The sequence below is a fragment of the Methylotenera versatilis 301 genome (assembly GCF_000093025.1).
In the GTDB taxonomy this organism is placed as follows: domain Bacteria; phylum Pseudomonadota; class Gammaproteobacteria; order Burkholderiales; family Methylophilaceae; genus Methylotenera; species Methylotenera versatilis.
The window spans coordinates 2807318-2832423 of the sequence record NC_014207.1 but is presented as its reverse complement, the minus strand read 5'-3'; the positions used below and the strand labels follow the sequence as shown (position 1 = coordinate 2832423).

At 43.1% G+C, this 25106-nt stretch carries 26 protein-coding genes; 18 read left to right on the top strand and 8 right to left on the bottom strand.

Translation table 11 applies throughout. The features are described 5' to 3' along the window. Positions 1-5: 5 nt before the first annotated feature. Positions 6-536 (top strand): gamma carbonic anhydrase family protein, encoded by a 531-nt coding sequence (locus tag M301_RS13040; RefSeq protein WP_013149252.1) that lies wholly within the window; start codon positions 6-8, stop codon positions 534-536. Between the two features lie 24 nt (positions 537-560). Here M301_RS13040 and M301_RS13035 read toward each other — a convergent pair whose 3' ends face one another. The 5 genes from M301_RS13035 to hemA form a co-directional block, all read right to left on the bottom strand. Then, positions 561-1709, bottom strand: a complete 1149-nt coding sequence (locus M301_RS13035) for a sterol desaturase family protein (protein ID WP_013149251.1) — start codon at positions 1707-1709, stop codon at positions 561-563. 69 nt (positions 1710-1778) lie between these two features. Continuing rightward, entirely contained in the window at positions 1779-2741 is a 963-nt protein-coding gene (gene prmC, locus M301_RS13030) for a peptide chain release factor N(5)-glutamine methyltransferase (RefSeq protein ID WP_013149250.1), read from the bottom strand. A 111-nt stretch (positions 2742-2852) separates the two neighbouring features. Beyond that, a complete protein-coding gene (locus M301_RS13025; protein ID WP_013149249.1) occupies positions 2853-3674 on the bottom strand; it encodes a tetratricopeptide repeat protein in 822 nt (273 codons plus the stop codon). A 23-nt stretch (positions 3675-3697) separates the two neighbouring features. Then, positions 3698-4780 (bottom strand): peptide chain release factor 1, encoded by a 1083-nt coding sequence (gene prfA, locus M301_RS13020; RefSeq protein ID WP_013149248.1) that lies wholly within the window; start codon positions 4778-4780, stop codon positions 3698-3700. 39 nt (positions 4781-4819) lie between these two features. Then, entirely contained in the window at positions 4820-6079 is a 1260-nt protein-coding gene (gene hemA, locus M301_RS13015) for a glutamyl-tRNA reductase (protein ID WP_013149247.1), read from the bottom strand. 114 nt (positions 6080-6193) lie between these two features. Here hemA and rpe point away from each other — a divergent pair, with 114 nt between their 5' ends. The 9 genes from rpe (at position 6194) to M301_RS12970 (ending at position 14064) form a co-directional block, all read left to right on the top strand. Further along, entirely contained in the window at positions 6194-6901 is a 708-nt protein-coding gene (gene rpe, locus M301_RS13010; protein ID WP_013149246.1) for a ribulose-phosphate 3-epimerase, read from the top strand. Between the two features lie 56 nt (positions 6902-6957). Next, the gene (locus tag M301_RS13005) at positions 6958-7650 is read left to right on the top strand and encodes a phosphoglycolate phosphatase (RefSeq protein ID WP_013149245.1); all 693 of its coding nucleotides are present in this window, start codon (positions 6958-6960) and stop codon (positions 7648-7650) included. 175 nt (positions 7651-7825) lie between these two features. Beyond that, positions 7826-9370 carry an anthranilate synthase component I gene (gene trpE / locus M301_RS13000; protein ID WP_013149244.1) on the top strand — a complete coding sequence of 515 codons (1545 nt, stop codon included), beginning with the start codon at positions 7826-7828 and terminating at the stop codon, positions 9368-9370. A 1-nt stretch (position 9371) separates the two neighbouring features. Beyond that, entirely contained in the window at positions 9372-9938 is a 567-nt protein-coding gene (locus M301_RS12995) for an aminodeoxychorismate/anthranilate synthase component II (RefSeq protein WP_013149243.1), read from the top strand. Beyond that, on the top strand, positions 9938-10978 hold the full coding sequence (gene trpD / locus M301_RS12990; protein WP_013149242.1) for an anthranilate phosphoribosyltransferase: 1041 nt from the start codon (positions 9938-9940) through the stop codon (positions 10976-10978). The genes M301_RS12995 and trpD overlap by 1 nt, the downstream gene beginning before the upstream one ends. Next, positions 10975-11418, top strand: a complete 444-nt coding sequence (locus M301_RS12985) for a DUF3465 domain-containing protein (RefSeq protein WP_013149241.1) — start codon at positions 10975-10977, stop codon at positions 11416-11418. Before trpD ends, M301_RS12985 begins: the two co-directional genes overlap by 4 nt. Before the next feature lie 49 nt (positions 11419-11467). Further along, positions 11468-12259, top strand: coding sequence for an indole-3-glycerol phosphate synthase TrpC (gene trpC, locus M301_RS12980; protein ID WP_013149240.1), 792 nt, complete (start codon positions 11468-11470; stop codon positions 12257-12259). Positions 12260-12418: 159 nt separating this feature from the next. Further along, positions 12419-13408, top strand: a complete 990-nt coding sequence (hemB, locus tag M301_RS12975; protein WP_013149239.1) for a porphobilinogen synthase — start codon at positions 12419-12421, stop codon at positions 13406-13408. A 47-nt stretch (positions 13409-13455) separates the two neighbouring features. Beyond that, a complete protein-coding gene (locus M301_RS12970; RefSeq protein WP_013149238.1) occupies positions 13456-14064 on the top strand; it encodes a hypothetical protein in 609 nt (202 codons plus the stop codon). Between the two features lie 106 nt (positions 14065-14170). Here the strand turns inward: M301_RS12970 and M301_RS12965 are convergent, their stop codons facing one another. Next, entirely contained in the window at positions 14171-14353 is a 183-nt protein-coding gene (locus tag M301_RS12965; protein ID WP_041359512.1) for a hypothetical protein, read from the bottom strand. Between the two features lie 199 nt (positions 14354-14552). On the opposite strand from M301_RS12965, the gene M301_RS12960 reads away from it, so the two are divergent. From M301_RS12960 to M301_RS12950, 3 genes are all read left to right on the top strand, one after another. Beyond that, positions 14553-14855 carry a GIY-YIG nuclease family protein gene (locus M301_RS12960; protein WP_013149237.1) on the top strand — a complete coding sequence of 101 codons (303 nt, stop codon included), beginning with the start codon at positions 14553-14555 and terminating at the stop codon, positions 14853-14855. Positions 14856-14937: 82 nt separating this feature from the next. Continuing rightward, positions 14938-15567, top strand: a complete 630-nt coding sequence (locus tag M301_RS12955) for a sigma-70 family RNA polymerase sigma factor (protein ID WP_013149236.1) — start codon at positions 14938-14940, stop codon at positions 15565-15567. Further along, positions 15564-16529: a hypothetical protein gene (locus tag M301_RS12950; RefSeq protein ID WP_013149235.1), complete on the top strand. Its 966-nt coding sequence runs from the start codon at positions 15564-15566 to the stop codon at positions 16527-16529. The genes M301_RS12955 and M301_RS12950 overlap by 4 nt, the downstream gene beginning before the upstream one ends. Positions 16530-16603: 74 nt before the next feature. On the opposite strand, the gene M301_RS12945 is transcribed toward M301_RS12950, so the two are convergent. After that, entirely contained in the window at positions 16604-17224 is a 621-nt protein-coding gene (locus M301_RS12945) for a hypothetical protein (RefSeq protein WP_013149234.1), read from the bottom strand. 30 nt (positions 17225-17254) lie between these two features. Next, positions 17255-19735, bottom strand: a complete 2481-nt coding sequence (locus M301_RS12940) for a penicillin-binding protein 1A (RefSeq protein WP_013149233.1) — start codon at positions 19733-19735, stop codon at positions 17255-17257. A 221-nt stretch (positions 19736-19956) separates the two neighbouring features. On the opposite strand from M301_RS12940, the gene M301_RS12935 reads away from it, so the two are divergent. From M301_RS12935 to M301_RS12915, 5 genes are read left to right on the top strand one after another with little or no spacing between them, the layout of a single operon-like run. After that, positions 19957-21030, top strand: coding sequence for a pilus assembly protein PilM (locus M301_RS12935; protein WP_013149232.1), 1074 nt, complete (start codon positions 19957-19959; stop codon positions 21028-21030). After that, entirely contained in the window at positions 21027-21608 is a 582-nt protein-coding gene (locus M301_RS12930; protein ID WP_013149231.1) for a PilN domain-containing protein, read from the top strand. Before M301_RS12935 ends, M301_RS12930 begins: the two co-directional genes overlap by 4 nt. Before the next feature lie 2 nt (positions 21609-21610). After that, the gene (locus M301_RS12925; RefSeq protein WP_013149230.1) at positions 21611-22273 is read left to right on the top strand and encodes a type IV pilus inner membrane component PilO; all 663 of its coding nucleotides are present in this window, start codon (positions 21611-21613) and stop codon (positions 22271-22273) included. Further along, entirely contained in the window at positions 22273-22824 is a 552-nt protein-coding gene (locus tag M301_RS12920; RefSeq protein ID WP_013149229.1) for a pilus assembly protein PilP, read from the top strand. Before M301_RS12925 ends, M301_RS12920 begins: the two co-directional genes overlap by 1 nt. A 54-nt stretch (positions 22825-22878) precedes the next feature. After that, positions 22879-25065, top strand: a complete 2187-nt coding sequence (locus M301_RS12915; protein WP_013149228.1) for a type IV pilus secretin PilQ — start codon at positions 22879-22881, stop codon at positions 25063-25065. Positions 25066-25106: the final 41 nt, after the last annotated feature.

Genomic DNA, 25106 nt, shown 5'->3' with positions numbered 1-25106 from the left:
TGATGATGCAATTAAAAAACATTCAAACATTTCAGAACAAAACGCCACAAATAGCAGGAAGTGCTTACGTTCACGAATCCGCCACTGTCATAGGTGAGGTGAGCATAGGCGAGAATAGCTCGGTGTGGCCTAGTGCGGTGATACGCGGCGATGTGAATTTTATCCGCATAGGCAAAAACACCAATATTCAAGATTTAAGTATGCTACACGTGAATCATAAATCTAGCGATGACCCGCAAGGTTCGCCCTTAATTATTGGCGATAACGTCACGATAGGCCATACGGTGATTTTGCACGGCTGCACCATTGAGGATACCTGCTTGATTGGCATGGGCAGTATCGTGATGGACAAAGCTGTGGTGCAAAAGTGCGTACTGCTCGCCGCGGGTAGCCTTGTGCCAGAAGGCAAAGTGCTGGAAAGCGGTCACTTATATGTCGGCCGCCCTGCTAAGAAAATCCGCGCGTTAACGCAAGAGGAAATTGCAGGCTTAATGGCCTCTGCCGATAATTATGTGCAACTGAAAAACTTATATTAAGGGCGAATAAACACGCCCTAAGTATTAAGCTTTACGTTTAAACGGATAGCAAAGCTGCTGCCAATATCCGTTTGGCACAGGGTGGCCGCCCACGCCATAGCCGCTAGGCCATTGGTTTGGTGGCATATAGTAAGTGCCAAATAATCGATCAAGCAGTGGAAAGTGAATAGAAAAATTCACATCGATCGCTTCTTTTTCTATGCCATGATGCCAGTGGTGAAAGCGCGGCGTAACGATGAATGGCTTGAGCCACTCCACATTAAAACGTACGTTGGCGTGGATGAATGTTGCATTGAGATACACTAGAAAAATGTAAATATGCAACGCGTTTTCAGCATAACCCAGCGCATACATTGGGATAATCGTCATAGAACGCAAACCAACAATTTCGACGATATGCATACGCGAACCTGCCAGCCAATCCATATATTTAGCCGAGTGATGTACTGCATGAAAGCCCCACAGAAATGGAATCTGATGGAAAGCACGGTGAAACCAGTATTGTACAAAATCAGTTAGAAACATGATTTCAATGATTTGTAACCATAACGGCTGATTCGCCATCATCTGTCTAAATCCTGTCCAGTTACCAGTGTGCTGCAAGATTGCCATGGAAGGCGCAAGCGTAAGAAATGCCAAGCTTTGCACCAGCAAACTACCTAGCAGGAAATAGAACAAGTCTTCACGCCATTCGGTTCTGAATAGTGGTTGATTCAAGCGCCCGAACATTTTTTCTAACGGTACAAAAAGTAAACCTGTGAATAAAATATTCAGCACAAACCAATCTAACCCCAGCGAGGCTAAGTGCGTGGCATTTGGATTTACGCTGGATGCACCAGCACTCATTTCGCCAATAATAGTGGCTAGAAATACCACAGCAATTGCGCTAAAACCAAGCACTCGGTTGCGTCTTAGCATCATGTTGATACAAGCTAAAGCATAACCAATGCCCAAAAGTATTTGTATGATTAAAGTTAAATAAGGCAGTTTGTATAATCCACCAAGCTCTTTGGTGGAGAACAATGCAGAGTATTGCGAGCTAAGCATTAAAAATAAACCTGCAATGCCAATCACTAAAGCCGCAACGCCACTTATCCAGCCAGAGCCAAAGGTGCGCGCTTCGGCAGGCGCTTCTAAATCGTTACGAATAGCGAGGCGAATGTGATTAATCATAAAGACTTTCTGCTTAGATGGAGCTTAAAACTAAAGTGTTAACAATAGAACTATAAAATATAAAGTGGATTAGTCCCAATGGGTGCTTACAATCAACGGATTTTTGCCTATCGTTACGCGATCATTGTTACCTAAATCTTTAATCGTTTCAATGTTGGTTAATCCTGCATCTGCCATTAAATCAGCGACCTGCTCAGCTTGATTGTAACCATGTTCCAGCATCAACCAGCCTTGTGGTTTTAAGTAGATTAAGCAATCCCCAATAATTTGGCGAATGTCGTCTAAGCCATCCATACCAGAAGCCAGCGCGGATAGCGGCTCAAAACGTAAGTCGCCTTGCGTAAGATGCGCATCATGTTCTTCAATATATGGTGGATTGCTGACGATGACATCAAACCGTTGATTGCTTAGATTCTCAAACCAATTACTTAGAGTAAATTCGACATTAATAATACTTAACTGCTGAGAATTTTGTTTGGCGATTTCTAAAGCAGCATCTGATGCATCAACCGCAGTAATGCTAGCTTTTGGGCGATTTTTTGCAATCGCCAATGCAATCGCACCTGTGCCTGTACCGAGGTCTAAAACTTTCAAATCGTCATTCCGACGAAAGTCGGAATCCAGTGTCTCGTAATCATGCTGCTCAACGCCGCTAGATTCTGACTTTCGTCGGAATGACAGGTTTTTTGTGCTTTCGCTTAGTGGGATTTTAGCTAAAGCGGCTTCTACCAGGGTTTCAGTGTCAGGTCGCGGAATCAACGTGTCAGGCGTTACCAGCAAATCCAAGCCATAAAACTCACGGTTACCTAAAATATAAGCCATAGGTTCGCCAGCCAACCGACGTTTTAGCTGCGCCTCAAACGCCGCGTGGATATTGGGCTGCAGGGCATCGTTCGCATGTGCAATTAACCATGCTCGGTTTACATTTAACACATGCTGTAAAAGTAGCTGTGCTTCTAGCTTAGCTTCTTCTGTGCTGAGTAGGACAGAAGCGTCAGCCAAAATAGCTTTAATTGAGTGCGATGCTGGCATGTTGTATAGGTAAAACTCTGTAGGTCGGGCTTTAGCCCGATAGGTTTATATTTAAGACGTGTAATGTAAAATCATTTACATACGCTGCTTACTCTTCTAGAGAGGGCTTGGTTAATTATTTTCAGTAATGTATTCTTTAAAATTGTGCGCAGTCTGAACTTGGCGCCTTATTTCTTGGTTAGTTGATTTGTCAAACTTATTGATTACTTGATCCATGCAAGTTAAGGCTTCCGGCTTTTGGCCTAGCTCTTCAAATGCAAATCCCTTGTACAACATTGCTGTTACGAGCTGTTCTAGTAAAAAAGGATCAGTAGATAAACTGAATTTTTTTATAACTTCGTCGTAATTTTCTATTGCTTTCTTGGGATTATGCAACTGTGAAAAGGCGGCACCTTTGTAATTTAACGCCTTTGCAACAGAGACTTGAATAGCTGGAATTTTGCTTTCACCAAATCTGACAGTGACAATGTCAAAAGAGTTAATAGCGGGTATAAGAATTTTTATATAATCGCTATCTGATGCATGACGACCTAAATTGCTCGTTTCCATAAAGGTCGACGCACCCTTGCTGAAATATGCTTTTGCTATATGCTCTTGCAGTGCGGGTTCACTTGAAGAGCCAAAGTGGTTGATGGCGTCATCTGCAATGGCAATAGCATCTTTTTGTCGTCCCATGTTATTGAGAACAAGACTTTTATTGACCAAAGCGCTTGCTACTTCTGCTTGGGTATTTGGTTCAGAGGAAGACTTGAGCTCAATAATAACTTCGTCGAAACGTGCAATTGCATCTTGATTTTTGTACTCTTTGCTAAGCAAAATACCTTCGTTAATTAATTGTTCAGCTATATCAGCCGACATATCTGCTGCTTTGCAAGTAACGCTATTTAATAAAATAAAGGTCGCTAGAGATAAAGATATTAATCTTTTATTCATAATAACTTCAACCGTTGATCAGTTTAATTATCTTCACCCAAACTTGCCAATAAATCAGCCTGATGCTCAGCCGACAAGGCGCCAATCAATTCATCCATGTCGCCTTCGGTAATCGCATCAATTTTATAGAGTGTAAGGTTGATACGGTGATCTGTGATGCGGCCTTGTGGGTAGTTGTAAGTGCGGATGCGCTCAGAGCGGTCTCCCGAACCAATCAAGCTTTTACGCTCACTGGCGATTTTGCTATTTTGCTCATCGACTTGCTTGGCTTTAATGCGCGCCGCGAGTACGGCCATGGCTTGTGCTTTGTTGGCGTGCTGGCTGCGACCTTCTTGGCACTCCACCACAATACCTGTTGGCGCGTGGGTAATACGCACGGCAGAGTCGGTTTTGTTAATGTGTTGACCACCTGCACCGCTGGCACGATAAGTATCAATGCGGATATCCGCAGGATTAATCACCACATCGCTAACCTCATCTGCTTCTGGCAAAACAGCTACCGTACAGGCTGAAGTGTGAATACGTCCCTGTGTTTCCGTATCTGGCACACGCTGCACGCGGTGACCACCAGATTCAAACTTGAGTTTTGAATAAGCGCCATAGCCTTCAATTTTAGCGATAATCTCTTTGTAGCCGCCAACTTCACTTTCGTTGGCAGACATGATTTCGACTTTCCATTTTTGTTTTTCTGCGTACCTTGAATACATTCTAAAAAGGTCGCCACAGAATAAGCCAGACTCATCACCGCCTGTGCCTGCGCGAATTTCTAAAAATAGGTTTTTATCGTCGTTAGGGTCTTTTGGTAACAGGAGTACTTGCAAGGATTTTTCAACTTGCTCTAGCTTCTCTTTACCAGCTTCAATTTCTTCTTGCGCAAACTCCTTCATGTCAGGGTCGCTTAACATGGATTGTGCTTCTTTGATGTCAGCTTCAGCTTGTTCAAATAGATGATACTGCTCTACGATAGGCGTGATTTCCGCATGCTCTTGCGTGAGTTTGCGGTAGTTATCCATATTGTTGGTCACACCCTCAGAACTCATCAGGCGGTTAATTTCTTCTAAACGCTCGCTCAAAGTGGCGAGTTTTCTAATCATGCTAGGTTTCATACGGGTTACTCTTTTAGAGAATTACTTTAATTTTAAGATTTAGCTTTTGATGTGGTAAAGCTGCTTAATCACATCTTCCAGCTTGGCATGCTCATCGCCATGCGCTTGATTCAAAGCATGGCTTGGGGCGTGCAGAAATTTATTGGTGAGCGCGTTACTGAGTGCTTCTAACACTTTTTCGGCGCTTTCGCCTTTTTGAATGAGCTTAAGGGCTTTTTCTAGCTCTGCCTGACGAGTCAGTTCTGCTTGGTCTCGTAAAGCTTTGATGGTGGGCACAGTATCGCGCTTTTTCATCCACTGCATAAAATTTTCAACGCGGGCAGTTACGATCACTTCAGCATCTACTGCAGCTTCTTGACGGCTCGCCATGCCATCTGTCACCACTTGTGCTAAGTCATCAACTGTATATAAAAATACATCATCGAGCTGAGCTACTTCGGCTTCAATGTCGCGAGGTACCGCTAAATCCACCATGAAAATCGGGCGATGACGGCGTGCTTTAATCGCGCTTTCAACCATGCCCAAGCCTACAATCGGCAATTGGCTCGCGGTACTTGTAATCACAATATCAAATTCGGCAAAGCGGTCTGGCAGGTCATTTAGCAGAATGGCTTGTGCCTTAATACCTTGCGAAGAAATCTTTTCTGCTAAAGCGGTGCCGCGCTCTAAGGTGCGGTTGGCTACCATCATGCTTTTAGGTTTTTGCGCTGCAAAATGATCGGCACACAGCTCAATCATTTCGCCTGCACCTATAAACAACACTTTTTGCTGGCTGATGTCGCCAAAAATACGTTGAGCCAGTTTTACTGCAGCGGCGGACATTGAAATCGAATTTGCACCAATGTCTGTGTTGGTGCGTACTTCTTTAGCGACTTCAAAAGTGCGCTGAAATAGCTTGTGCAATAAAGTGCCCAGCGTGCCTGCGTCTTGGGCAATTTTGACCGACTGCTTGAATTGCCCCAAAATCTGCGCTTCGCCTAACACCATGCTGTCTAAGCCAGATGCTACTCTAAAAGCATGCTTTACCGCTTCATCATTAGGTAAAGTGTAGATATAAGGCTGAATGCTACTAGTATCTAATTTGTGATAGTGCGATAGCCATTGCAGCGGCTTATCAGAGTTCTCTGCGCTGCAATAGAGTTCTGTGCGGTTACATGTGGATAGAATCGCCGCCTCAGTCGCGTCATGCGAGGTGAGTTCGCGCAAGGCACTCCCTAGATGCTCGCTGTTAAAAGCGACATTTTCTCTAATCTGAACGGGTGCGGTCGTGTGGTTGACGCCGATTACATATAGCTGCATAGTCGTAATTTTGATGTATTGGCTTATGTTAAGCAAGGCTGATATCCAAAAAGTGTAAAATCGCGTTAAAATAACGACTTATTACTTAATTTTTTGGACTTTTGGATTTTCGTCATGGATAAAACTTTTAGAATTGCCCCTAGTATTCTTTCTGCAAACTTTGCTAAATTAGGCCAAGAAATCGAAGATGTGATTACATCAGGTACAGATTTAGTGCATTTTGATGTGATGGACAATCACTACGTGCCTAACTTGACGATCGGACCTTTAGTTTGTGAAGCGATTCGTGAAATTTCAAAAAATGCAGGTGCATTGATTGACGTGCATTTAATGGTAAAACCAGTGGATCGCATTATTCCTGATTTTGCAAAAGCTGGCGCGAACATTATTACATTCCACCCAGAAGCGTCTGAGCATATTGACCGTAGCCTAGCGATGGTGCGCGATTTAGGTTGTAAATCAGGCTTGGTATTTAATCCAGCAACCTCATTAAGCTACTTAGACCACGTGATGGACAAGGTAGATATGATTTTATTGATGTCTGTGAACCCTGGTTTTGGCGGTCAAAAATTCATTCCAGAAACGCTAGAAAAATTGAAATTAGCGCGCGCTAGAATTGATGCTTACTACGAAAAAACAGGTCGTCAAATTTGGTTAGAAGTGGATGGCGGCGTGAATGCGCAAAATATCGCTGAAATCGCGCGTGCCGGTGCGGATACATTTGTGGCGGGTAGCGCGATTTTCACTAAAGGTAACGATGCTGATAAAAATCGTTACAACACAGTCGTTGGCGAAATGCGCGCTGCATTAGCCACTGTTTAAAAACTCAAATATCGATGCATTGCGGTTTGAATTTTTTGCATTTAAGTTAATTAGCCATGTTTAGAGTAAAGGCCGTCATGCTGGATCTTGACGGCACGCTAATCAACAGTGCGCCAGAAATCGCATCGGCAATCAACTTAATGCTGGCTGATTTAAATCGGCCAGCGCTGCCCGCAAAGCAGGTTGAAAGGTATATAGGTGAAGGCGCGGCGGTGCTTATTAAGCGCTGCTTGAATAGCCAGTTGGATGTGAGTCGGTTGAATGATGAACCTGATGCGGCATTATTTGCGCAAGCGGAGAAGTTATTTTTCGCACATTATGCAAATAATGTCACCGATAGTAAGCCGTATGATGGTGTGATAGAGGGCTTACAAGCTTTGCGTGACAAAGGTTTGAAGTTGGCTTGTGTGACCAATAAACCTGAAAAATTCACCTTACCGTTATTGCAAAAAAGCGGTTTGGCAGAGTTCTTCGAAATGGTAGTTTCTGGTGATAGTTTGCCAAAGAAGAAGCCTGACCCTATACAGTTGCAGCACATTTGTGCCAAGCTAGACGTTCATACTTTTGAGGCAATGTTAGTTGGTGATTCAGAAACTGATATTACCGCGGCGCATGCGGCAGGTTGTTTTATTGTTACCGTGCCTTACGGTTATAATCAGGGACGGCCGATTGATGAATCTACGGTCGATGCAATGATTGAGGATTTAACTGAGTTGGTCTCGCAAGATTTAATTACAGTTTTACTTTAATAATTTACGAGCAGAATAATAAGTGAATATGATGACTTTTAATAATGACTTTCTAAGCTGGCGTGGCTCTTGGCGAAGCTGAGCCTACCTTGCCAGCAACCAATAGGCGAAATGTAGCCAGCACGGCTGTGTAAAGCCGCCAATATTAGAAAATTATTAGAAAGATTTTGACATCATGTTTACCACAATCAATAAAACAGAATTCGATGCTTTAGCGGCAAAAGGATTTAACCGCATCCCGCTAGTGCTGGAAACCTTTGCTGACTTAGATACACCATTGTCGCTGTATCTGAAATTAGCTAATCAACCCTTGTCATACCTGCTTGAGTCCGTGCAAGGTGGCGAGCGTTTTGGTCGCTATTCTATTATCGGCTTGCCAGCCAAAACGCGCATCGTGGCGCATGATAATCAAGTACAAGTATTTGAAAATAATGTCGTGGTTGAAACGGTTGAAAATACCAATCCATTAGACTTTGTGAAAAGTTATCAAGCGCGCTACAAAACTCCGCCCTATGAAGGCTTACCGCGCTTTACTGGCGGTTTGGCTGGCTACTTTGGTTATGAAACCGTACGCTATATTGAAAAGCGTTTAGCTGGCGTACAAAAGCCAGATGCAATCAATGTGCCTGATGTGTTGCTGATGGTGTCTGAAGAGATTGCAGTAGTTGATAATCTAAGCAGCAAACTTTATTTCATTGTTTATGCCAATACAGATCAAGCGAATGCTTATGAAACGGCACTAAATCGCTTGAACGATTTAGCCAAAATGTTGCGTAAAAACGTCACGATTCCAGAATCCAGTCCATCAGAAACATCAGTTGCTACTTCTGAGTTCGGTGAGGATAATTTCAAAGCCGCCGTTAAAAAAGCACAGCAATATATTTTAAACGGCGACATTATGCAAGTTGTCTTATCTCAACGCATGTCGCAAAAATTCACTGCACCGCCATTGTCCTTATATCGTGCTTTGCGCAGTCTGAACCCATCGCCTTATATGTTCTATTACGATATGGGTGACCATCATGTGGTTGGCGCTTCTCCTGAGATTTTAGTGCGTTTAGAGAATGGCACTGTGACGGCTCGTCCGATTGCAGGTACTCGCCCTCGTGGCAAAACGCGTGAGCAGGATCTGGCATTGGCAGTCGAGTTGTTAGCTGACCCTAAAGAGCGTGCAGAACACGTGCAACTGATGGATTTAGGTCGTAATGATGTAGGTCGTGTGGCGCAAACAGGTAGTGTAAAAGTCACCGACAATATGATGATAGAGCGCTACTCGCACGTCATGCATATCGTCAGCAATGTTGAAGGCAAGCTCAAGGCTGGCATGGACGCGATTGATGTGATTAAAGCGACCTTCCCAGCAGGTACGGTAAGCGGCGCGCCAAAAGTGCGCGCCATGGAAATCATCGATGAGTTAGAACCAAGCAAACGCGGTATCTACGCTGGCGCAGTGGGCTACTTGGGCTTCAATGGCGATATGGATGTGGCAATTGCGATTAGAACTGGCGTCATTAAAAACAATATGCTCTATGTGCAAGCGGGGGCGGGCATCGTCGCCGACTCAGTGCCTCAAAGTGAATGGGAAGAAACACAGAACAAAGCCAAAGCCGTTTTACGTGCGGCTGAATTAGTCCAAGCAGGGTTAGATTTGAACTTGAACTTAGATTTGAACCCAGACCTGACCTCAAATACAAATTTGGCACCGAAAGTAGGGAATTAATATGTTACTCATGATAGATAATTACGATTCTTTCACTTATAACTTGGTGCAGTATTTAGGCGAGTTGGGGCAAGACGTTCAGGTGTATCGTAACGATGAAATCGACTTGGCAAAGGTAGCGTCACTTAAGCCAGACCATATTGTTATTTCACCTGGCCCATGTACGCCAAATGAGGCAGGTATTAGCGTACCGCTCATTAAAGAATTCGCAGGCAAGATTCCATTGTTAGGCGTTTGCTTAGGCCATCAAAGTATTGGTCAGGCTTTTGGCGGACATATCATTAAAGCTAAAACTTTGATGCACGGTAAAACTTCTCTGATACACCATAAAAATATTGGCGTGTTTAAAGACTTGCCTAACCCTTACACGGCAACGCGTTATCACTCACTGGTCATCGAAAAAGAAACCATACCAGATTGCTTAGAAATCACTGCGTGGACTGACGATGGCGAGATTATGGGCGTGCGTCACAAAACCTTGCGTGTAGAAGGCGTGCAATTTCACCCAGAATCTATCCTCACGGAATACGGTCACGAGTTGTTGGATAACTTCTTGAAGGAAAAATAATGGCTGAAGGACAAGCAATCGATATCACCTTCAAAGAGGCCTTGCAGAAACTCCTGGATCGCGAAAACTTCACCCATGCGCAAATGTTGGAAATTATGCGCATGATGATGTCTGGTGAGCTGACTTCGGTGCAAATTTCCAGCTTGTTGATGGGTTTACGCATGAAAGGCGAAACGGTCGATGAAATCGCCGCCGCTGCCAAAGTTATGCGCGACCTTTCAACTAAAGTCACCATTAACGACACAAGCCACTTGATTGATACTTGTGGCACAGGTGGTGATGGTATTCAAACATTTAACGTCTCTACCGTGTGCGCTTTCGTTGCATCAGCAGCGGGTGCAAAAGTTGCCAAGCATGGAGGCCGCTCGGTGTCATCTACCTGCGGTAGTGCTGACGTATTGGAAGCTTTAGGCGTTAACGTTAATTTATCGCCTGAACAAGTCGCGAAATGCGTTGATAGCATCGGCATTGGCTTCATGTTTGCACCAAATCACCATAGCGCTATGAAGCATGCTGCGCCTGTACGTCGTGAGATGGGCATACGCACCCTGTTCAATCTACTTGGCCCAATGACCAATCCTGCAGGTGCTAAACGGCAAGTGATGGGGGTGTTTCATAAAGACTTAACGATTTTGTTAGCACAAGTGTTGCAGCGTTTAGGTAGTACGCACGTCATGGTTGTGCATGGCGCTGATGGCATGGATGAGATTTCGTTTACTGGTGATACTTATGTTGCTGAGTTAAAAGATGGCGTAGTCACTGAGTATACGCTCAACCCAAGCCAGTTTGGTATGCAAATACATGATTTAAAAACCATACAAGTGCAAAACGCTGAAGAATCAAAAGCGATGATTTTAAATGTGCTAGGTGGTATGCAGGGCGCAGCACGCGACATTGTTTTACTCAATGCTGGCGCGGCAATTTATGTATCTGGTGTTGCAGGTAGCCTTCAAAGTGGTATTAACCTTGCCGCGCAGGTGATTGACAATGGTGCGGCCATGGCAAAACTGCAAGCACTCAAACACGAATCTGTTGCATGAAAAAAACCTTATATTTAATTTTATTATTAAGTGTTTTAGCCGCGTGTAGGCAGCATGAGCCTGCTGTTTCATTAGTTGCCGAGTCGCAAATTTCCACGCAGGTTCAGCTTAGTAATGATGCGGTTGTACAAGCTTATCGCGATAAAAAGAGCAACATTTTTGTCGAAGGTAGTGGCGTTGTGAAAAAGCTGTTGCCTGAAGATGACAACGGCTTACGCCATCAAAAATTTTTAGTGAAGATTTCCGATGAACAAACATTGTTGTTTGCACATAATATCGACTTAACGCCAGCTATACCGCTGGCTGTTGGCGATACCATTCAATTTAGGGGCGAATATGTTTATAACCCCAAAGGTGGAATTGTGCATTGGACGCATCGCGACCCACAAGGGAAAATAGAGGGTGGTTGGATTAAACACAAGGGCACCACTTACAATTAGAAATTCAATTTTCTAACTACGAATGAAATATCATCAGGTAAATTAAATAATGTCAGACATCTTAAATAAAATTTTAGCCACTAAACGTGAAGAGGTTGAAGCCAGCAAAGGCCTCGTCAGTTTGGCTGAGTTACAAAAGCAAGCTGAAGCGCAGGGCGACCCACGTGATTTCGTAGGTAGCATCTTTAAAAAAGTGAGTGCTAACAAACCTGCGGTAATTGCAGAAATCAAAAAAGCCAGTCCTTCTAAAGGCATTATTCGTGAAGATTTCAACCCAGCAGAAATCGCCAAGAGTTATGAAAAAGGTGGCGCCGCGTGTTTGTCAGTACTTACTGACGTTGAGTATTTTCAAGGTAGTGCGGAATATTTAAAACAGGCGCGTAAAGCTTGCAAACTGCCCGTGCTGCGTAAAGATTTTATGATAGACCCATACCAAGTGTTTGAAGCACGTGCGATGGGCGCTGACTGTATTTTGCTGATTGTGGCTGCGCTGGAAGTTAAACAAATGCGCGCTTTAGAACAACTCGCACATGACTTAGGCATGGCGGTGTTGGTAGAAGTGCATGATGCAGATGAACTAGAACTTGCCTTGCAATTAGACACACCATTAATTGGCATCAATAATCGCAATCTACGCACTTTTGATGTGACATTGCAAACCACTTTAGATTTATTGAAAGTACTACCTGAGGACCGTTTTGTGGTCACTGAATCAGGTATTTTCACACCAGAAGATGTGAAGTTAATGCGTGACAACGATGTGCATGCGTTCTTGGTAGGTGAGGCATTTATGCGTCAGCCAGACCCTGGTGTGGAGTTGGCTAGGGTTTTTAATCTTTAATTTTTTGTATATAAACAAAACTCTGTCATTCCGTGCTTGACACGGAATTCAGTGGCTTTTTGCTTATGTATTTCAAAGACGCTGGATACCGACTTTCGTCGGTATGACGAAGATTGATGTGAATAGTGTGAGTTAAATTATAGAACTGAGGTAACAAAAATGAGCTATCCCTACGCCCGCCCACGCCGTATGCGTAAAGACGAATTTTCACGCCGCATGATGCGCGAAAACGTACTGACAACCGATGATTTAATCTACCCAGTATTCGTATTAGATGGTGAAAATCGTACAGAAGAAGTAGCTTCTATGCCGGGTGTAAAGCGTCAAAGCATTGATGTGCTGCTAAAAACAGCCGCTGAATGCGTAGCGCTTGGTATTCCTCTTATTGCATTGTTCCCGGTGGTCGATAGCAAATTTAAAAGCCTAGATGCCGCTGAAGCCTATAATCCAGAAGGTTTAGCGCAACGCGCTGTGATGGCATTAAAAGCAGCCTTTCCACAACTCGGTGTGATGACTGATGTAGCATTAGACCCATTCACCACCCACGGTCAAGATGGCTTGATTGATGATACGGGCTACGTGATGAATGATGAAACCATAGAAGTATTGGTTAAACAAGCTATCTCTCACGCCAATGCAGGTGCTGATATTGTTGCGCCTAGTGACATGATGGATGGTCGTATTGGTCAAATTCGTGAGGCGTTAGAAAGTACACGTAATATTCACACCAAGATTTTGGCTTATTCAGCTAAATACGCTTCAGCATTCTATGGTCCATTCCGCGATGCAGTGGGTTCGGCTGGCAATTTAGGTTCAGGCAATAAATATACTTATCAAATGGATCCTGCCAATAGCGACGAGGCGATGCAAGAAGTCGCGCTGGATATTTCAGAGGGTGCAGATATGGTGATGGTGAAACCAGGTATGCCGTATTTGGATATTGTGCGCCGCGTGAAAGATGAGTTTGGCGTGCCTACGTTTGCGTATCAGGTGAGTGGTGAATATGCGATGTTGAAAGCAGCAGCGCAAAACGGCTGGCTGGATGAGAAGGCTTGCGTGATGGAGAGTTTGTTGGCGTTTAAACGGGCTGGGGCGGATGGGATTTTGACTTATTTTGCGATGGATGCGGCGCGGTGGTTGAAAGGCTGAAAATTTCTTGATGTCATTTAGCGTTATGCGACTATGGGAATTTTAGTTTGAACTCTGATGAAAAGCTAGCTAGTCAATATTGTGGATTCTTAAATGAGATTCGCGTACGACTCGAGCTCGTTCGGAATATATGTAATGGGACACTCTCCGTAGGTTCAGAGTTATTTGACTATGAACTAGCCTCAGTTAATCTTAGAAAAGTTCTCGAACTTATCGCGTTCGGCTCACTTACTGCAAATAAATCGGCTTACTCTGTCGCATATGTTGGGATTGAGAAAAAATGGAGAGCAAAAGCACTCCTTGATGAGCTCGAGAAAATTCATTCTGACTTCTATCCAAAACCGCTACTTCATCCAGCCGTTCGTGAAGGTAACCCTAGACATTTGCATTTTGACTTCCAGAGTGCTGGCTTCTTAACACGTGACGAGTTTATTGAGCTATACGACCTATGCAGTAAAGTAATTCACACTCAAAATCCTTTTGCTGGTGCCGTAGCTGTGAACTTTCGTATCACTGTAGTTGAATGGGTGGCAAGAATTGAGAAGCTACTCTCATTTCACCTTTTCCGGTTGTCTGGTATGCCGCAGATATGGATTGGCGAGCTTACGGCTCCAGGTGACGGTAAATCACATGTATATATTGCATCTCCAAACTAAATCTCTCACCGAGATAAATTTTTTTAGAGTATTTCACAATAACCGAAAGGCATTGTGCCGATTGTAAGAGGTCTCTTTCGCGCGGCTGACGAGTTATTTTCTTTTGCTAAGCCAAAAGAAAATAACCAAAGAAAAAGCTACCCCCTCCCGCTTGTTCCCTGCGCTGCTCAGCTTCATGGGCGGCAATCGGAACCTCGCCAATTAAGTCACTTGGCTCAAACAGTCGCTTGTCGAAATCTCCCATGAAACTGAGCAGCGCAGGCGCGGTAGAAAGGGTATTGTAGGTCAAAAGCTTTGAAATTTCATGGGTGGTTGTTTACTGCAATAACCACTCAATTCCCGTCATTCTGAGTGAAGCGAAGAATCCAGCTCTTGGCAACATTCAAACTGCTGGATTCTTCGCTTCACTCAGAATGACGGTGTTTTGGTTAATGACGGAAGTGTAGTCGGGTTAATATTGTGAGTTATTAATTTTAGATTCTAAACGCATGATTAAACAACCTGCCTTATATATTATTGCCAGTAAATACAATGGTACTTTATACATTGGCGTTACCAGTAATTTGCCGCAGCGAATGTATCAACATCGTGAAGGCTTAATTGACGGGTTTAGTAAAAATTATGGCATTAAAATATTGGTATATTTCGAAATGTTTGAAGATATGCAAACTGCAATTGCCAGAGAAAAAACGTTAAAAGGTATTACTCGAGCCAAAAAAATTACTTTAATCGAATCTGCAAATCCTAACTGGGAAGATTTGACAATTAAGCTAGAGTTGCTCAAACCTTAAAATTCTATGCGCTAAATATAAACTTGTTTTAACCCCATATCGATGCATTGACCGTTTAACTCCCTAATGACACACTTATCACATGGGTGATATTTCAGTTTCCGATGATGTTTTGATGCGTCAATTTTGCGCGGGCGATGGCAAGGCTTTTCAAGCTTTGTATGCGCGGCATGAGAAGCCGCTTTATCGGTATTTGCGGCGAGTGTTGGGCGTTGCTTTGGTGGCGCAGGTGGATGAGGTATTTCAGGATACCTGGATGCGATTGGTGGATGCGCGTGATAGTTGGCAACAGCGTGATGGTGTGGCGTTTAAGACTTGGCTTTATACCTTGGCGCATCATCGTGCGGTGGATATTTTGCGTAAAAGCGGGCGTGAAGTGTCAGCGGATGAAGGTTGGCTGGATGATGATAGCGAAACAGCTTGGCAGTTATGGCCAGCATCCAGCGCTGAGCAGCCTGAGCAGCCTGAGCAGAAGGCATTTTGGCGCAAAGCAGGACAGCAGCTCTTGCATTGCTTAGAGGGTTTGCCTGCGATGCAGCGCGCAGCATTTTTGTTGCATCATGATGATGGCTTGAGTTTAGACGAAATGTCGCAGGTGCTGAATGCTGAATTCGAAACGGTAAAAAGTCGTTTACGTTATGCTTTGTCTAAGCTGCGTTTATGTATGGGCGCACATTTGCAGCCTATTTTGGAAGCGGATGCGACTTCATGAGTTTGCAAGATCAACATTTACAGCAAGCAATTAAACATGCGCCAGATCGCGAGCTAACGCCAAGTAATGCTACGCGAAAGGCAGTATTGGCTTATGCCGACAACGCTTTAAAGCAAACCCGTGAAACCTGGCTTACTCGACTTTTTAACATTTGGCGTGAATGGTTTGGTGCAAGCTGGCATATCACTGGCATTGGAAGTGCTGTGGCTACGGTGTTGGTCGTGGTGATATTTTGGCATGAGCTGCCAGATGATTCGATGCGGAAAGTGGCTGCATCAGGTGACAAAACGAAAGTAAGTGAAAGCGCGGAGATAAGTGCGGTAGATGGCGTGACTAGCTCTGTAGATAAACGTGTTGTAACAGAGGCTAATGCTGAAAAAATCTTACAAAAGAAATCAACTCAAGTTACCGCGCCTCGTAAAGAAAAATCCTCATTGTCTGTGGTTACACAGGCGCCTGCACCAATCTTAAAAGAATCCCAAGCACCAGTAGCAGCGACGCCTGCAGAAGCTTCAACGCCAGGTTTGCAAGATAATGCTGTGGCACAAAGCGCGCCTGCAGGAATGATTAGTTTGCCTGAAACTGCACAGCCTTTGCCAAAAGTAGCATTAGACAAGAGCGTGACTTCTTCAACAAAACTTGATGCAAGGATATCTAAGTTCACCCCATCAAAAGAGGGTGTCGCTGATTTGTTGGTGGAAATCAACTCCGAAGGTGGTGTTGTAACTGCAAATAAAGATATTCAGGCATTGAGGCTGCGACTACTGACATTAGATGAGCAAAGCGTTCAAGCTAATGGCGCTTGCCCACCGCCAAGTCAGCATCCTGTTGTGATAGATATTACTACTGGATATAACATTGAAACACTCCGTGTGTGCAATGTTTCTACGTCATTGTTAAATGAGGTGGAAGCTTATAACCAAACAATGCGGAATTGGCATGCTAAGCATGAAAATAAATAGCATTGCGATGAATCAGAATTTGGGAGTGGGTTGGCTAAATAAAAAACTCTGACGAATGAATCGTCATATTGGAATTAAGCTAATAATGCTTTAACATCTTGAATGTTAGCACGCTCTGCATTGCTTCCATCGGCGGCACGCTTGGTTGCTATTCTTATTTCATCCACTTCAAATACGCTTAATTTAATGACGCCTGTTGACATCTCAAGTGAGAAAACAGGTACTTTTTTGCGGTGCTCACCTTTTTTATCGCGCTTTCCATCGTTCATCACGCGGTAAGTTTTTTCATTGGTTTCGAACGGAATGTCTTGGTTAAGTAGAAACATTTCTACTTCTTTTAAGCTATCTGCAAACAAATGAATATGCGTTTCCGAGCCTAATCCAGCCGTGCCATCCAAAACTGAACCCGTTAAATATGGGTTGAATTTCTCTAAAAGCTTCATAGTAAACAGCGCATTTTTACGCAATTCACGTAAGTTTTCTGGCTGTTCATCACTTAAAAAAAGTGCATTGTAGAGTTTTAACTCTTCTTCAATTTCTGCATTCGAAGGCAATACGTCGCCATCTAACGCACCAGCCTGCCTACCTGCCTTTTTCTTTGCATAGGCGTAGTCAGAAATACCATCTTCCGCCATCATTCTGGCTGCTGATTGTGCAATAAGCTGTCGTAATTGCTGAAGGTTTTCTTTGGTCATAGAAGTTAGACTAACTATTAATTTAATTGATCAGTGTGTATTTAATAACCTTGCGGCATTACTTTGGGCATCAGAATGTCCACTTGAAGGCGGGGGGCTGGGGCTTGTTGGAACTGGTCTAGCAGGCAATGCTATATCAGGTTGTAATACTTGCTGCGGCTGATTCGTGAGTGGTGAGTTCCCTCCAAGCTCATCAGGATTTTGGCTCCCATCTAATAACGGTGGTAAATCAGCTTCAACTAATGGCGGAGGGTTCTCATGATAAAAATACTCAGTTACGCCACTATCATCTCGTGTGCCGGTGGTCGGGTCTATATTCATAGCAACCACTCCATCAGGCATACGCATTGCCATTTCAGGTGACCCTTTTAATGCGGTTGCCATATATTTAATCCAAATTGGTAAAGCAGCAACAGCTCCAGTTTCACCTCTACCTAGTGGTTTTGGTGTGTCAAACCCTACCCATGCGATAGCGACTTGTTTGGGGCTGTAGCCTGCAAACCAAGCGTCTATATGGTCATTGGTCGTACCCGTTTTACCAGCAATATCGCTACGGCCAAGCTTGAGCGCTTTGGCAGCTGTGCCATTGCGTATAACGCTTTGCATCATAGAGTTCATGATAAAGGCGTTGCGACTATCTATTACACGTGGCGCACCATTGCTTGCATGGTCAAAAACTGTTCTAGAAATCACCTTGCCATGTTGATCTACAATTTTAGAAATCAAATTTGGTTTAACGCGGTAGCCGCCATTTGCAAACACTGCATACGCGCTCGCCATTTGCCATGGAGTTGCCGAACCTGCACCCAGCGCCATGGTGAGATAGGCTGGATGTTTTTTGGCTTCAAAACCAAAACGTGTGATGTAGCTTTGCGCATATTCAGGGCCAATATTTTGTAGTACACGAATAGCGACTGTGTTGACTGAGTGTGCTAATGCCTTTCTTAAACTGATTGGGCCCTCAAATGAATTCTCATAGTTTTGAGGTGACCAATCTTTATTGCCTGTTTCAGCAGCTGAAAAATTTAAAGGCGCATCTTCTACAATAGTTGCTGGGGTGTAGCCTTTCTCTAAAGCAGCAGAGTAAATAAAGGGCTTGAAGCTTGAGCCTGGTTGGCGCCATGCCTGAGTGACATGATTAAACTTACTCTGATTAAAATCAAAACCGCCAACAAGTGCTCGTATCGCACCATTTTCTGGATCAAGCGCGATTAATGCAGATTCGACTTGCGGAAGCTGCACGATACGCCAAGCGTCTTCGTTTTTAATGACGCGAATGACAGCGCCTTCCTTCAGCAAGCGTTTAGCCGGATCTTTGTCATGAAGCATTTTGTCCACAAAGGCTAGACCTTTGTCGGTAACGACAATATCTTCGCCACTTTTGGTATGTGCTTGAATGGATTTAGGTGAAACGCTGGTAATGATTGCTGGAATAAAGCCGTTAAATACTTCAAAGTCATCTAAAGCGATATCAAGCGCATTCTTTTTATTTTTAGCTGAGTATTCAGGTATTGGTAATGATGCAATATCTAATATTTTTTCTGGGCCGCGATAGCCGTGACGTAGGTCGTAATCTAAAACGCCTTCACGCACTGCAGCGTTAGCCGCCTCTTGGTTTGCTTTGAGAATGGTGGTGTAAACATTCAAACCGCTGCTGTAAATTTCTTCTTGGTATTGAGCATATAGCGCGTCTCTTACGCTCTCTGCGACATAGTCAGCGGATAAGTCACGAGATTGTTTTGTTACTTTGAAGCGTAAAGGTTGCTTAAGTGCAGCTTGGTAATCATTCTCTTTCAAAAATCCAAAGCGAAACATATCGTGTAAAACCTCTTGTTGGCGACCCATTGAGCGTTTTGGATTGGTAAATGGATTGTAGTTCGACGGCGCTTTAGGTAATCCAGCAAGTAGAGCAGTTTCTGCAAGATTCAGTTTATCAAGAGTTTTTCCATAATATACTTGCGAGGCAGCAGCAAAACCATAAGCACGCTGACCTAAATATATCTGGTTGATATAAAGCTCGAGTATCTTATCTTTACTCAGGCTATGTTCAATTTTAATCGCTAATAGCGCTTCATTGATTTTGGTAATCATTGTACGTTTCCCGTTGGGAACCGTAAAAAAGTTTTTGGCCACTTGCATCGTGATGGTGCTGGCACCTTCGTGGGATCTGCCTGATACATTGTTTTTGATCGCCCTTAATATCCCAGTAGTATCAATGCCATTGTGCTGATAAAAGCGGCGATCTTCAATGGCTAATACGGCGTCTTTAAGGTTTTGCGGAACTTGGTCGATATTAATAAAGGCGCGGCGTTCTTCACCAAACTCGCCAATTAAATAGCCATCTTCAGAGTAAACGCGTAAAGGAAGTTTGGGTTGGTAATTGGTGAGTGCATCAAGCGAAGGGAGAGATGGGTAAATAATTGCGGCAGCAATAGCGACAAGTGCTATAACAGATAAGCCGCCAACGAATATAGCGAGTAAAACGTAGTGCCACCATTTTGTAGGAGTCATGAAGTTTACGATTTCAATGGTTAGAATCGATACTATTATAAATTGCTATGATGCACCATGCTAATAAACAATAAAAATAAAGCGTTAAAAAGGGTTATTTAAATCCACAATAAATTTGACCAATAAAAAAATTGCTTTACAGGGCTTAAAGTTGTTGATAGGATTTAATGTAAATTATTAGAAATGAACGTAACTAACGAACCCAGAAAGGGAATTTCAGTTTGAAATTCAACTTTTTTAAAGAAAAGACCCCTCCGCTGATTGGAATCGACATCAGTTCGACTTCTATTAAGATGGTGGAACTATCCGATGATGGTCGTGGCGGCTATAAACTTGAGGGATATTCTAGTGCACCTCTGGCGAAAGATGCTATGGTCGATGGGAATGTTGGCGACCTTGAAAAAGTAGCGGATGCCATTAAGCAAGCATGGAAGCTTTTGGGTTCTCGAGAAAAGCGCGTTGCGTTGGCCTTACCAGCTTCCTCAGTAATTAGTAAAAAAGTGTTAATGGCTGCAGACCTTCGTGAGGAAGATATGGAGGCGCAAGTAGAGGCGGAAGCCAATCAGTACATTCCATTCTCTTTAGATGAAGTGAATATTGATTTTCAGGTTCTTGGTGCTGCACCGAATAATCCTGATGAAGTAGAAGTATTGATTGCTGCGTCACGTAAAGAAAAAATTGAAGACCGTGTTGCCGCTGCCGAGGGCGCTGGGCTTAAAGTTACGGTAATGGATGTTGAAAACTATGCAACAGAGGCTGCTTATTCTTTAGTATCGAGTCAGCTTCCTAATGCAGGTCGCGAGCAAACCGTGATCATTATCGATATAGGTGCATCGATGATGCATATTAATGTGCTGCATGATAATAAGTCTGTCTACACTAGGGAGCAAAGTTTTGGTGGTGGTCAGTTGACGCAAGAAATTCAGCGTCGTTTTGGTTTGTCATTAGAAGAAGCCGAAATCGCTAAGCGCAAAGGTGGTTTGCCAGAAAGTTATGATAGTGAAGTGTTGCAGCCATTTATGCAGACGCTCGCAATGGAAGTCGCTAGAGCGTTACAGTTTTTCACAAGTTCAACGCAATATAACCGCATCGATCATATTGTGCTGGCAGGTGGATGTGCAGCAATTCCGACGATTGATGTTGTAGTGCAAGATCGAACACAAGTCCATACACTTGTTGCCAATCCATTCCACAGTATGACGATTAACACTAGGCTTAAGCAACAGCAGGCAGCTACTGATGCACCTGCGCTTCTTATCGCATGCGGTCTTGCGATGAGGGGGGTAACGGTATGATACGCGTAAATCTGTTACCACATCGCCAAATTAGACGTGAAGCACGTCAGCGTGAGTTTGGATTGATGGCATTGTTTTCAGCGATTGCTGCCGCAGTGGTTATCTTTTTGGGCTACACCTATATCACAGCAAAAATCGATGCGCAGGCGGAGCGCAATGCGCGCTTAGATGCTGCTATCGTGAAACTAGATAAAGAGATTGCTGATATTAAAGATCTGAAAGATCAAATCAGCACTATGCTAGAACGTAAGCAAGTAGTAGAAAATCTGCAAACAAACCGCAGTCAAGCTGTAGTTGTGCTTGATGAGCTTAGTCGGCAACTGCCAGAAGGTATGTACCTTAAGAGTATTAAGCAGCAGGGTAATATAATTTCAGTAGAAGGTGTTGCGGACACTAATGCGCGTGTTGCCACTTTGGTAAGAAATCTCTCCACTTCAAATTGGATGGAGTCTCCAAGCTTAGTTGAAATAAAGTCTGTGGTGGTCAATACGCTTAAGCAGAATGCCTTTGCACTGAATGTAAATATTAAGGTTCCTAAAGTCGAAACTGATGAAAAGTCAGTTAAAGGTGGAAAATAATCATGAAGTTAGATGATTTTAATAATATAGATTTTAATAATGCTGGTAGCTTGCCAGCCGCTGTTAAAGCCGTATTGCTTGCATTCATATTTCTAGTTATTTTGGCTTTGGGCTACTATTTTTTGTGGACCGATGCTTTTACTTCGCTTGATACTGCAAAGGCAAAAGAGGAGGAGTTGCGAAAAACTTTCCTTGATAAGCAAGCACAGGCAGTTAATTTGGCAGGGTATAAGCAGCAAATGGTAGAGATTGAAAAAACCTTTGGTGCATTGCTAAAGCAGTTGCCTGACAAATCTCAAATGGATGGATTGCTCACTGATATTAACCAGGCTGGTTTGGGTCGTGGCTTGGAATTTGAGCTTTTTAAACCTGGTCAGGAAACACAAGCAGAATTTTATGCGGAAATGCCAATATCAATTAAGGTGCTTGGTACTTATCATGATTTAGGCGCATTTGCCACCGACATCTCTAAGTTGTCACGCATCGTGACTCTGAACGATATCTCCGTCACCACTGGTAAAGATGGTAAGGAGGCTAAATCAAATAACGCAGATGTGATATTGGTCATGGAAGCTACAGCTAGAACTTACAGATATTTAGATGCAGATGAAATTGCAGTTAAGAAGAAAAATGACGCAAAGAATAAAGCAGGTGGAAAAAGTTGATGAATTCAGTGAATTTGCGATTAAAACGAGAATCTGCACGTAAGATGTGGTTCAAAATCTCATCAGCTTTTTTGCTAGGCTTATGCTTGGTTGCATGCAGTGGTGGTGATGGCGATGATTTGGATAGCTTTATTAAAAACTCTGCAAAGGATATGCGACCAAAGATTAAGCCTCTTCCTGAGGTGAAGCCGTATCTCGCTCTACAATATAATGCGGATGGCAAGCTTAGTGACCCATTTCACCCACGCAAAGCATCGAACAAGTCCAGCAGCTTGCAACCTAATATGAACCGGCCTAAAGAGCCTATGGAAGCGTATCCATTAGAGAGTATTAAATACGTCGGTCTGTTGTCAAAAACCAAACTCACTTACGCTTTACTGTTAACACCAGATAACGGCGTGCAACAAGTTAAAGTGGGTAACTACGTGGGTCAAAATTTTGGCATGATCACAAAAATTACTGATAGCGAAGTTGAGCTAAAAGAGATTGTGCAGGATGAGCTTTCAGGGGATTGGATAGAGCGAGTTTCTAATTTGCCATTGCAAGAATGATTAGCAATTAAAGAGAAGCCTCTATTAAAGTAATTGGAAATTTAAGGTGAGACAATGAAAAACAACACATGGGTAGGCAAATTTTTACAGGTTTTTTTACTGTTGGGATTAACATTAGTTTCAGGCTTATCATTAGCTGAGGAGCAGTCCACGCTAAAAAATAAAATAGAGAGTGTAGATTTTTCATCTTTGCCCGGAGGCAGAGTTGCCATTCATATAAAAACTACAGTACCACTTGCAAATGCGCCTGCTGGATTCACTTTGAATAGCCCTGCACGAATAGCTTTAGATTTTCCAGGTGTAGCTAATGGCACTGCTAAAACGAATATCCAAGCCGATCAAGGTTCACTTAAAAGTGTCACACTTGCACAGGCTAAAGAGCGCACTCGCATCGTATTAAATCTATCTAAAAATGTAGGTTATAACACCACAATCAATGGTAATGATGTAACCATCATGCTACAAGCGAACGAAGCAAGTGCAAATGTCGGTGTGGAAACAAAGTTTGCAGAACCGACACTTGGCCAACAACAATTTGCAATTAACAATGTTGATTTTGCCCGAGGTAAAAATGGTGAAGGACGCATCATTGTCGATTTATCATCTGCTTCAGCAGGGATCAATATCAAACAAAAGGGAAAGACCATTGTTGTGGACTTTCTTAATACGGACGTTCCTGCAAACTTACAGCGTCGCCTAAATGTGACCAATTTCAATACACCTGTTATTTATGTTGACACGATGAAACAAGGTAAGAATGGGCAAATGGTGATCGAGCCTAAGGGGAATTGGGAACAATCAGCTTACCAAGCTGACAAAAAATTCATCATCGACGTGCGTCAAGTGGTTGAAGATCCAAATAAGCTGGTTCGTGGTTCTAAACCCGGCTATGCGGGTGAGAAGCTTTCGTTAAATTTCCAAAATATTGAAGTGCGCTCAGTATTGCAAGTGATTGCAGATTTTACTGGTTTGAATATTATTACAAGCGATACAGTGACTGGTAATCTGACTTTACGTTTAAAAGATGTTCCATGGGATCAAGCTTTGGACATTATTACTCAAAGTAAAGGCTTATCAATGCGCAAAACTGGCAATGTTATTTTAGTCGCGCCTGCTGAAGAGGTTGCTGCTAAAGAAAAACAAATGTTGGAAGCTGCACAGCAAATTAATGATTTGGAGCCAGTTCGTACTGAAGTCTTTACTCTGAAGTACATGAAAGCAGAGTCATTAAAAGACATCTTGAGCGATCCCAAGCAGAAGATTTTATCTAAACGAGGAAGTGCTGTGTTAGACCCGCGCACTAACACAGTGTTTGTGCAAGATACATCTAAATATTTAGACCAGGTACAAGCCATTATAAGTAAAGTCGATGTGGCCGTTAAGCAGGTGATGATTGAGTCAAGATTAGTGATTGCTGATGATAAATATAGCAAAGCTCTGGGTGCTAGACTTGGTATTACTCAGGGCAATCAGTCCGCTAGCGGCAACATTAACAGAACTATAAGTGGATCCTTAGGTAATAGATACACTGCTTCATCCGCAGCAACCCTTACACAGGGTACACATAATGGTGCAATTCAAACAAATGATACTAATCAATTAAACAATAATAATGTCGCTAATTCAGTATTAACAAGTTCCGATGGCCTACCTGACCTTATGTCGAATTTGGCGGTAGCAAATGCTACGGGTTCTATAGCGTATAGTATATTTAGTAAAGCTGCTGGATTGGTGCTTAATATGGAGTTGACAGCTATGGAATCAGATGGGCATGGTAAAATTGTTTCTAGCCCTCGTGTAACTACTGCTAATCAACACAAGGCTAAAATTGCAGCAGGTACCGAGATTCCTTACCTGGAAGCAAGTAGTAGTGGTGCGGCCACAGTATCATTTAAATCTGCAGTATTGAGTCTAGAAGTAACCCCACAAATTACACCTGATGATAAAATCATTATGGAGCTTGATGTTAAGAAAGATCGAGTGGGGCAGGTATTTAGTGGTGTGCCTTCTATTGAAACGCAAAATATTAATACGCAGGTACTTGTTGGTAATGGTGAAACTGCAGTGCTAGGTGGTATTTTTGAGCAAACAGTACGTAATGATGTGGAAAAAGTACCGTTTTTTGGAGACTTACCAATTATGGGTAATTTATTCAAAAAAAGAACTACTCAAAATGACAAGCAAGAGTTGCTTATATTCATTACTCCTAGAATTATGGATGAGAGCCTAAACTTACAGTAATGATGAAACTTTAAAGTCTGATGTTAAATACATTAACCTGA

Bases quoted from the DNA above. Each gene is read 5' to 3' on its own strand.
- M301_RS13040 (WP_013149252.1), top strand. From the start codon at position 6: ATGCAATTAAAAAACATTCAAACATTTCAGAACAAAACGCCACAAATA.
- M301_RS13035 (WP_013149251.1), bottom strand. From the start codon at position 1,709: ATGATTAATCACATTCGCCTCGCTATTCGTAACGATTTAGAAGCGCCT.
- prmC (WP_013149250.1), bottom strand. From the start codon at position 2,741: ATGCCAGCATCGCACTCAATTAAAGCTATTTTGGCTGACGCTTCTGTC.
- M301_RS13025 (WP_013149249.1), bottom strand. From the start codon at position 3,674: ATGAATAAAAGATTAATATCTTTATCTCTAGCGACCTTTATTTTATTA.
- prfA (WP_013149248.1), bottom strand. From the start codon at position 4,780: ATGAAACCTAGCATGATTAGAAAACTCGCCACTTTGAGCGAGCGTTTA.
- hemA (WP_013149247.1), bottom strand. From the start codon at position 6,079: ATGCAGCTATATGTAATCGGCGTCAACCACACGACCGCACCCGTTCAG.
- rpe (WP_013149246.1), top strand. From the start codon at position 6,194: ATGGATAAAACTTTTAGAATTGCCCCTAGTATTCTTTCTGCAAACTTT.
- M301_RS13005 (WP_013149245.1), top strand. From the start codon at position 6,958: ATGTTTAGAGTAAAGGCCGTCATGCTGGATCTTGACGGCACGCTAATC.
- trpE (WP_013149244.1), top strand. From the start codon at position 7,826: ATGTTTACCACAATCAATAAAACAGAATTCGATGCTTTAGCGGCAAAA.
- M301_RS12995 (WP_013149243.1), top strand. From the start codon at position 9,372: ATGTTACTCATGATAGATAATTACGATTCTTTCACTTATAACTTGGTG.
- trpD (WP_013149242.1), top strand. From the start codon at position 9,938: ATGGCTGAAGGACAAGCAATCGATATCACCTTCAAAGAGGCCTTGCAG.
- M301_RS12985 (WP_013149241.1), top strand. From the start codon at position 10,975: ATGAAAAAAACCTTATATTTAATTTTATTATTAAGTGTTTTAGCCGCG.
- trpC (WP_013149240.1), top strand. From the start codon at position 11,468: ATGTCAGACATCTTAAATAAAATTTTAGCCACTAAACGTGAAGAGGTT.
- hemB (WP_013149239.1), top strand. From the start codon at position 12,419: ATGAGCTATCCCTACGCCCGCCCACGCCGTATGCGTAAAGACGAATTT.
- M301_RS12960 (WP_013149237.1), top strand. From the start codon at position 14,553: ATGATTAAACAACCTGCCTTATATATTATTGCCAGTAAATACAATGGT.
- M301_RS12955 (WP_013149236.1), top strand. From the start codon at position 14,938: ATGGGTGATATTTCAGTTTCCGATGATGTTTTGATGCGTCAATTTTGC.
- M301_RS12950 (WP_013149235.1), top strand. From the start codon at position 15,564: ATGAGTTTGCAAGATCAACATTTACAGCAAGCAATTAAACATGCGCCA.
- M301_RS12945 (WP_013149234.1), bottom strand. From the start codon at position 17,224: ATGACCAAAGAAAACCTTCAGCAATTACGACAGCTTATTGCACAATCA.
- M301_RS12940 (WP_013149233.1), bottom strand. From the start codon at position 19,735: ATGACTCCTACAAAATGGTGGCACTACGTTTTACTCGCTATATTCGTT.
- M301_RS12930 (WP_013149231.1), top strand. From the start codon at position 21,027: ATGATACGCGTAAATCTGTTACCACATCGCCAAATTAGACGTGAAGCA.
- M301_RS12925 (WP_013149230.1), top strand. From the start codon at position 21,611: ATGAAGTTAGATGATTTTAATAATATAGATTTTAATAATGCTGGTAGC.
- M301_RS12920 (WP_013149229.1), top strand. From the start codon at position 22,273: ATGAATTCAGTGAATTTGCGATTAAAACGAGAATCTGCACGTAAGATG.
- M301_RS12915 (WP_013149228.1), top strand. From the start codon at position 22,879: ATGAAAAACAACACATGGGTAGGCAAATTTTTACAGGTTTTTTTACTG.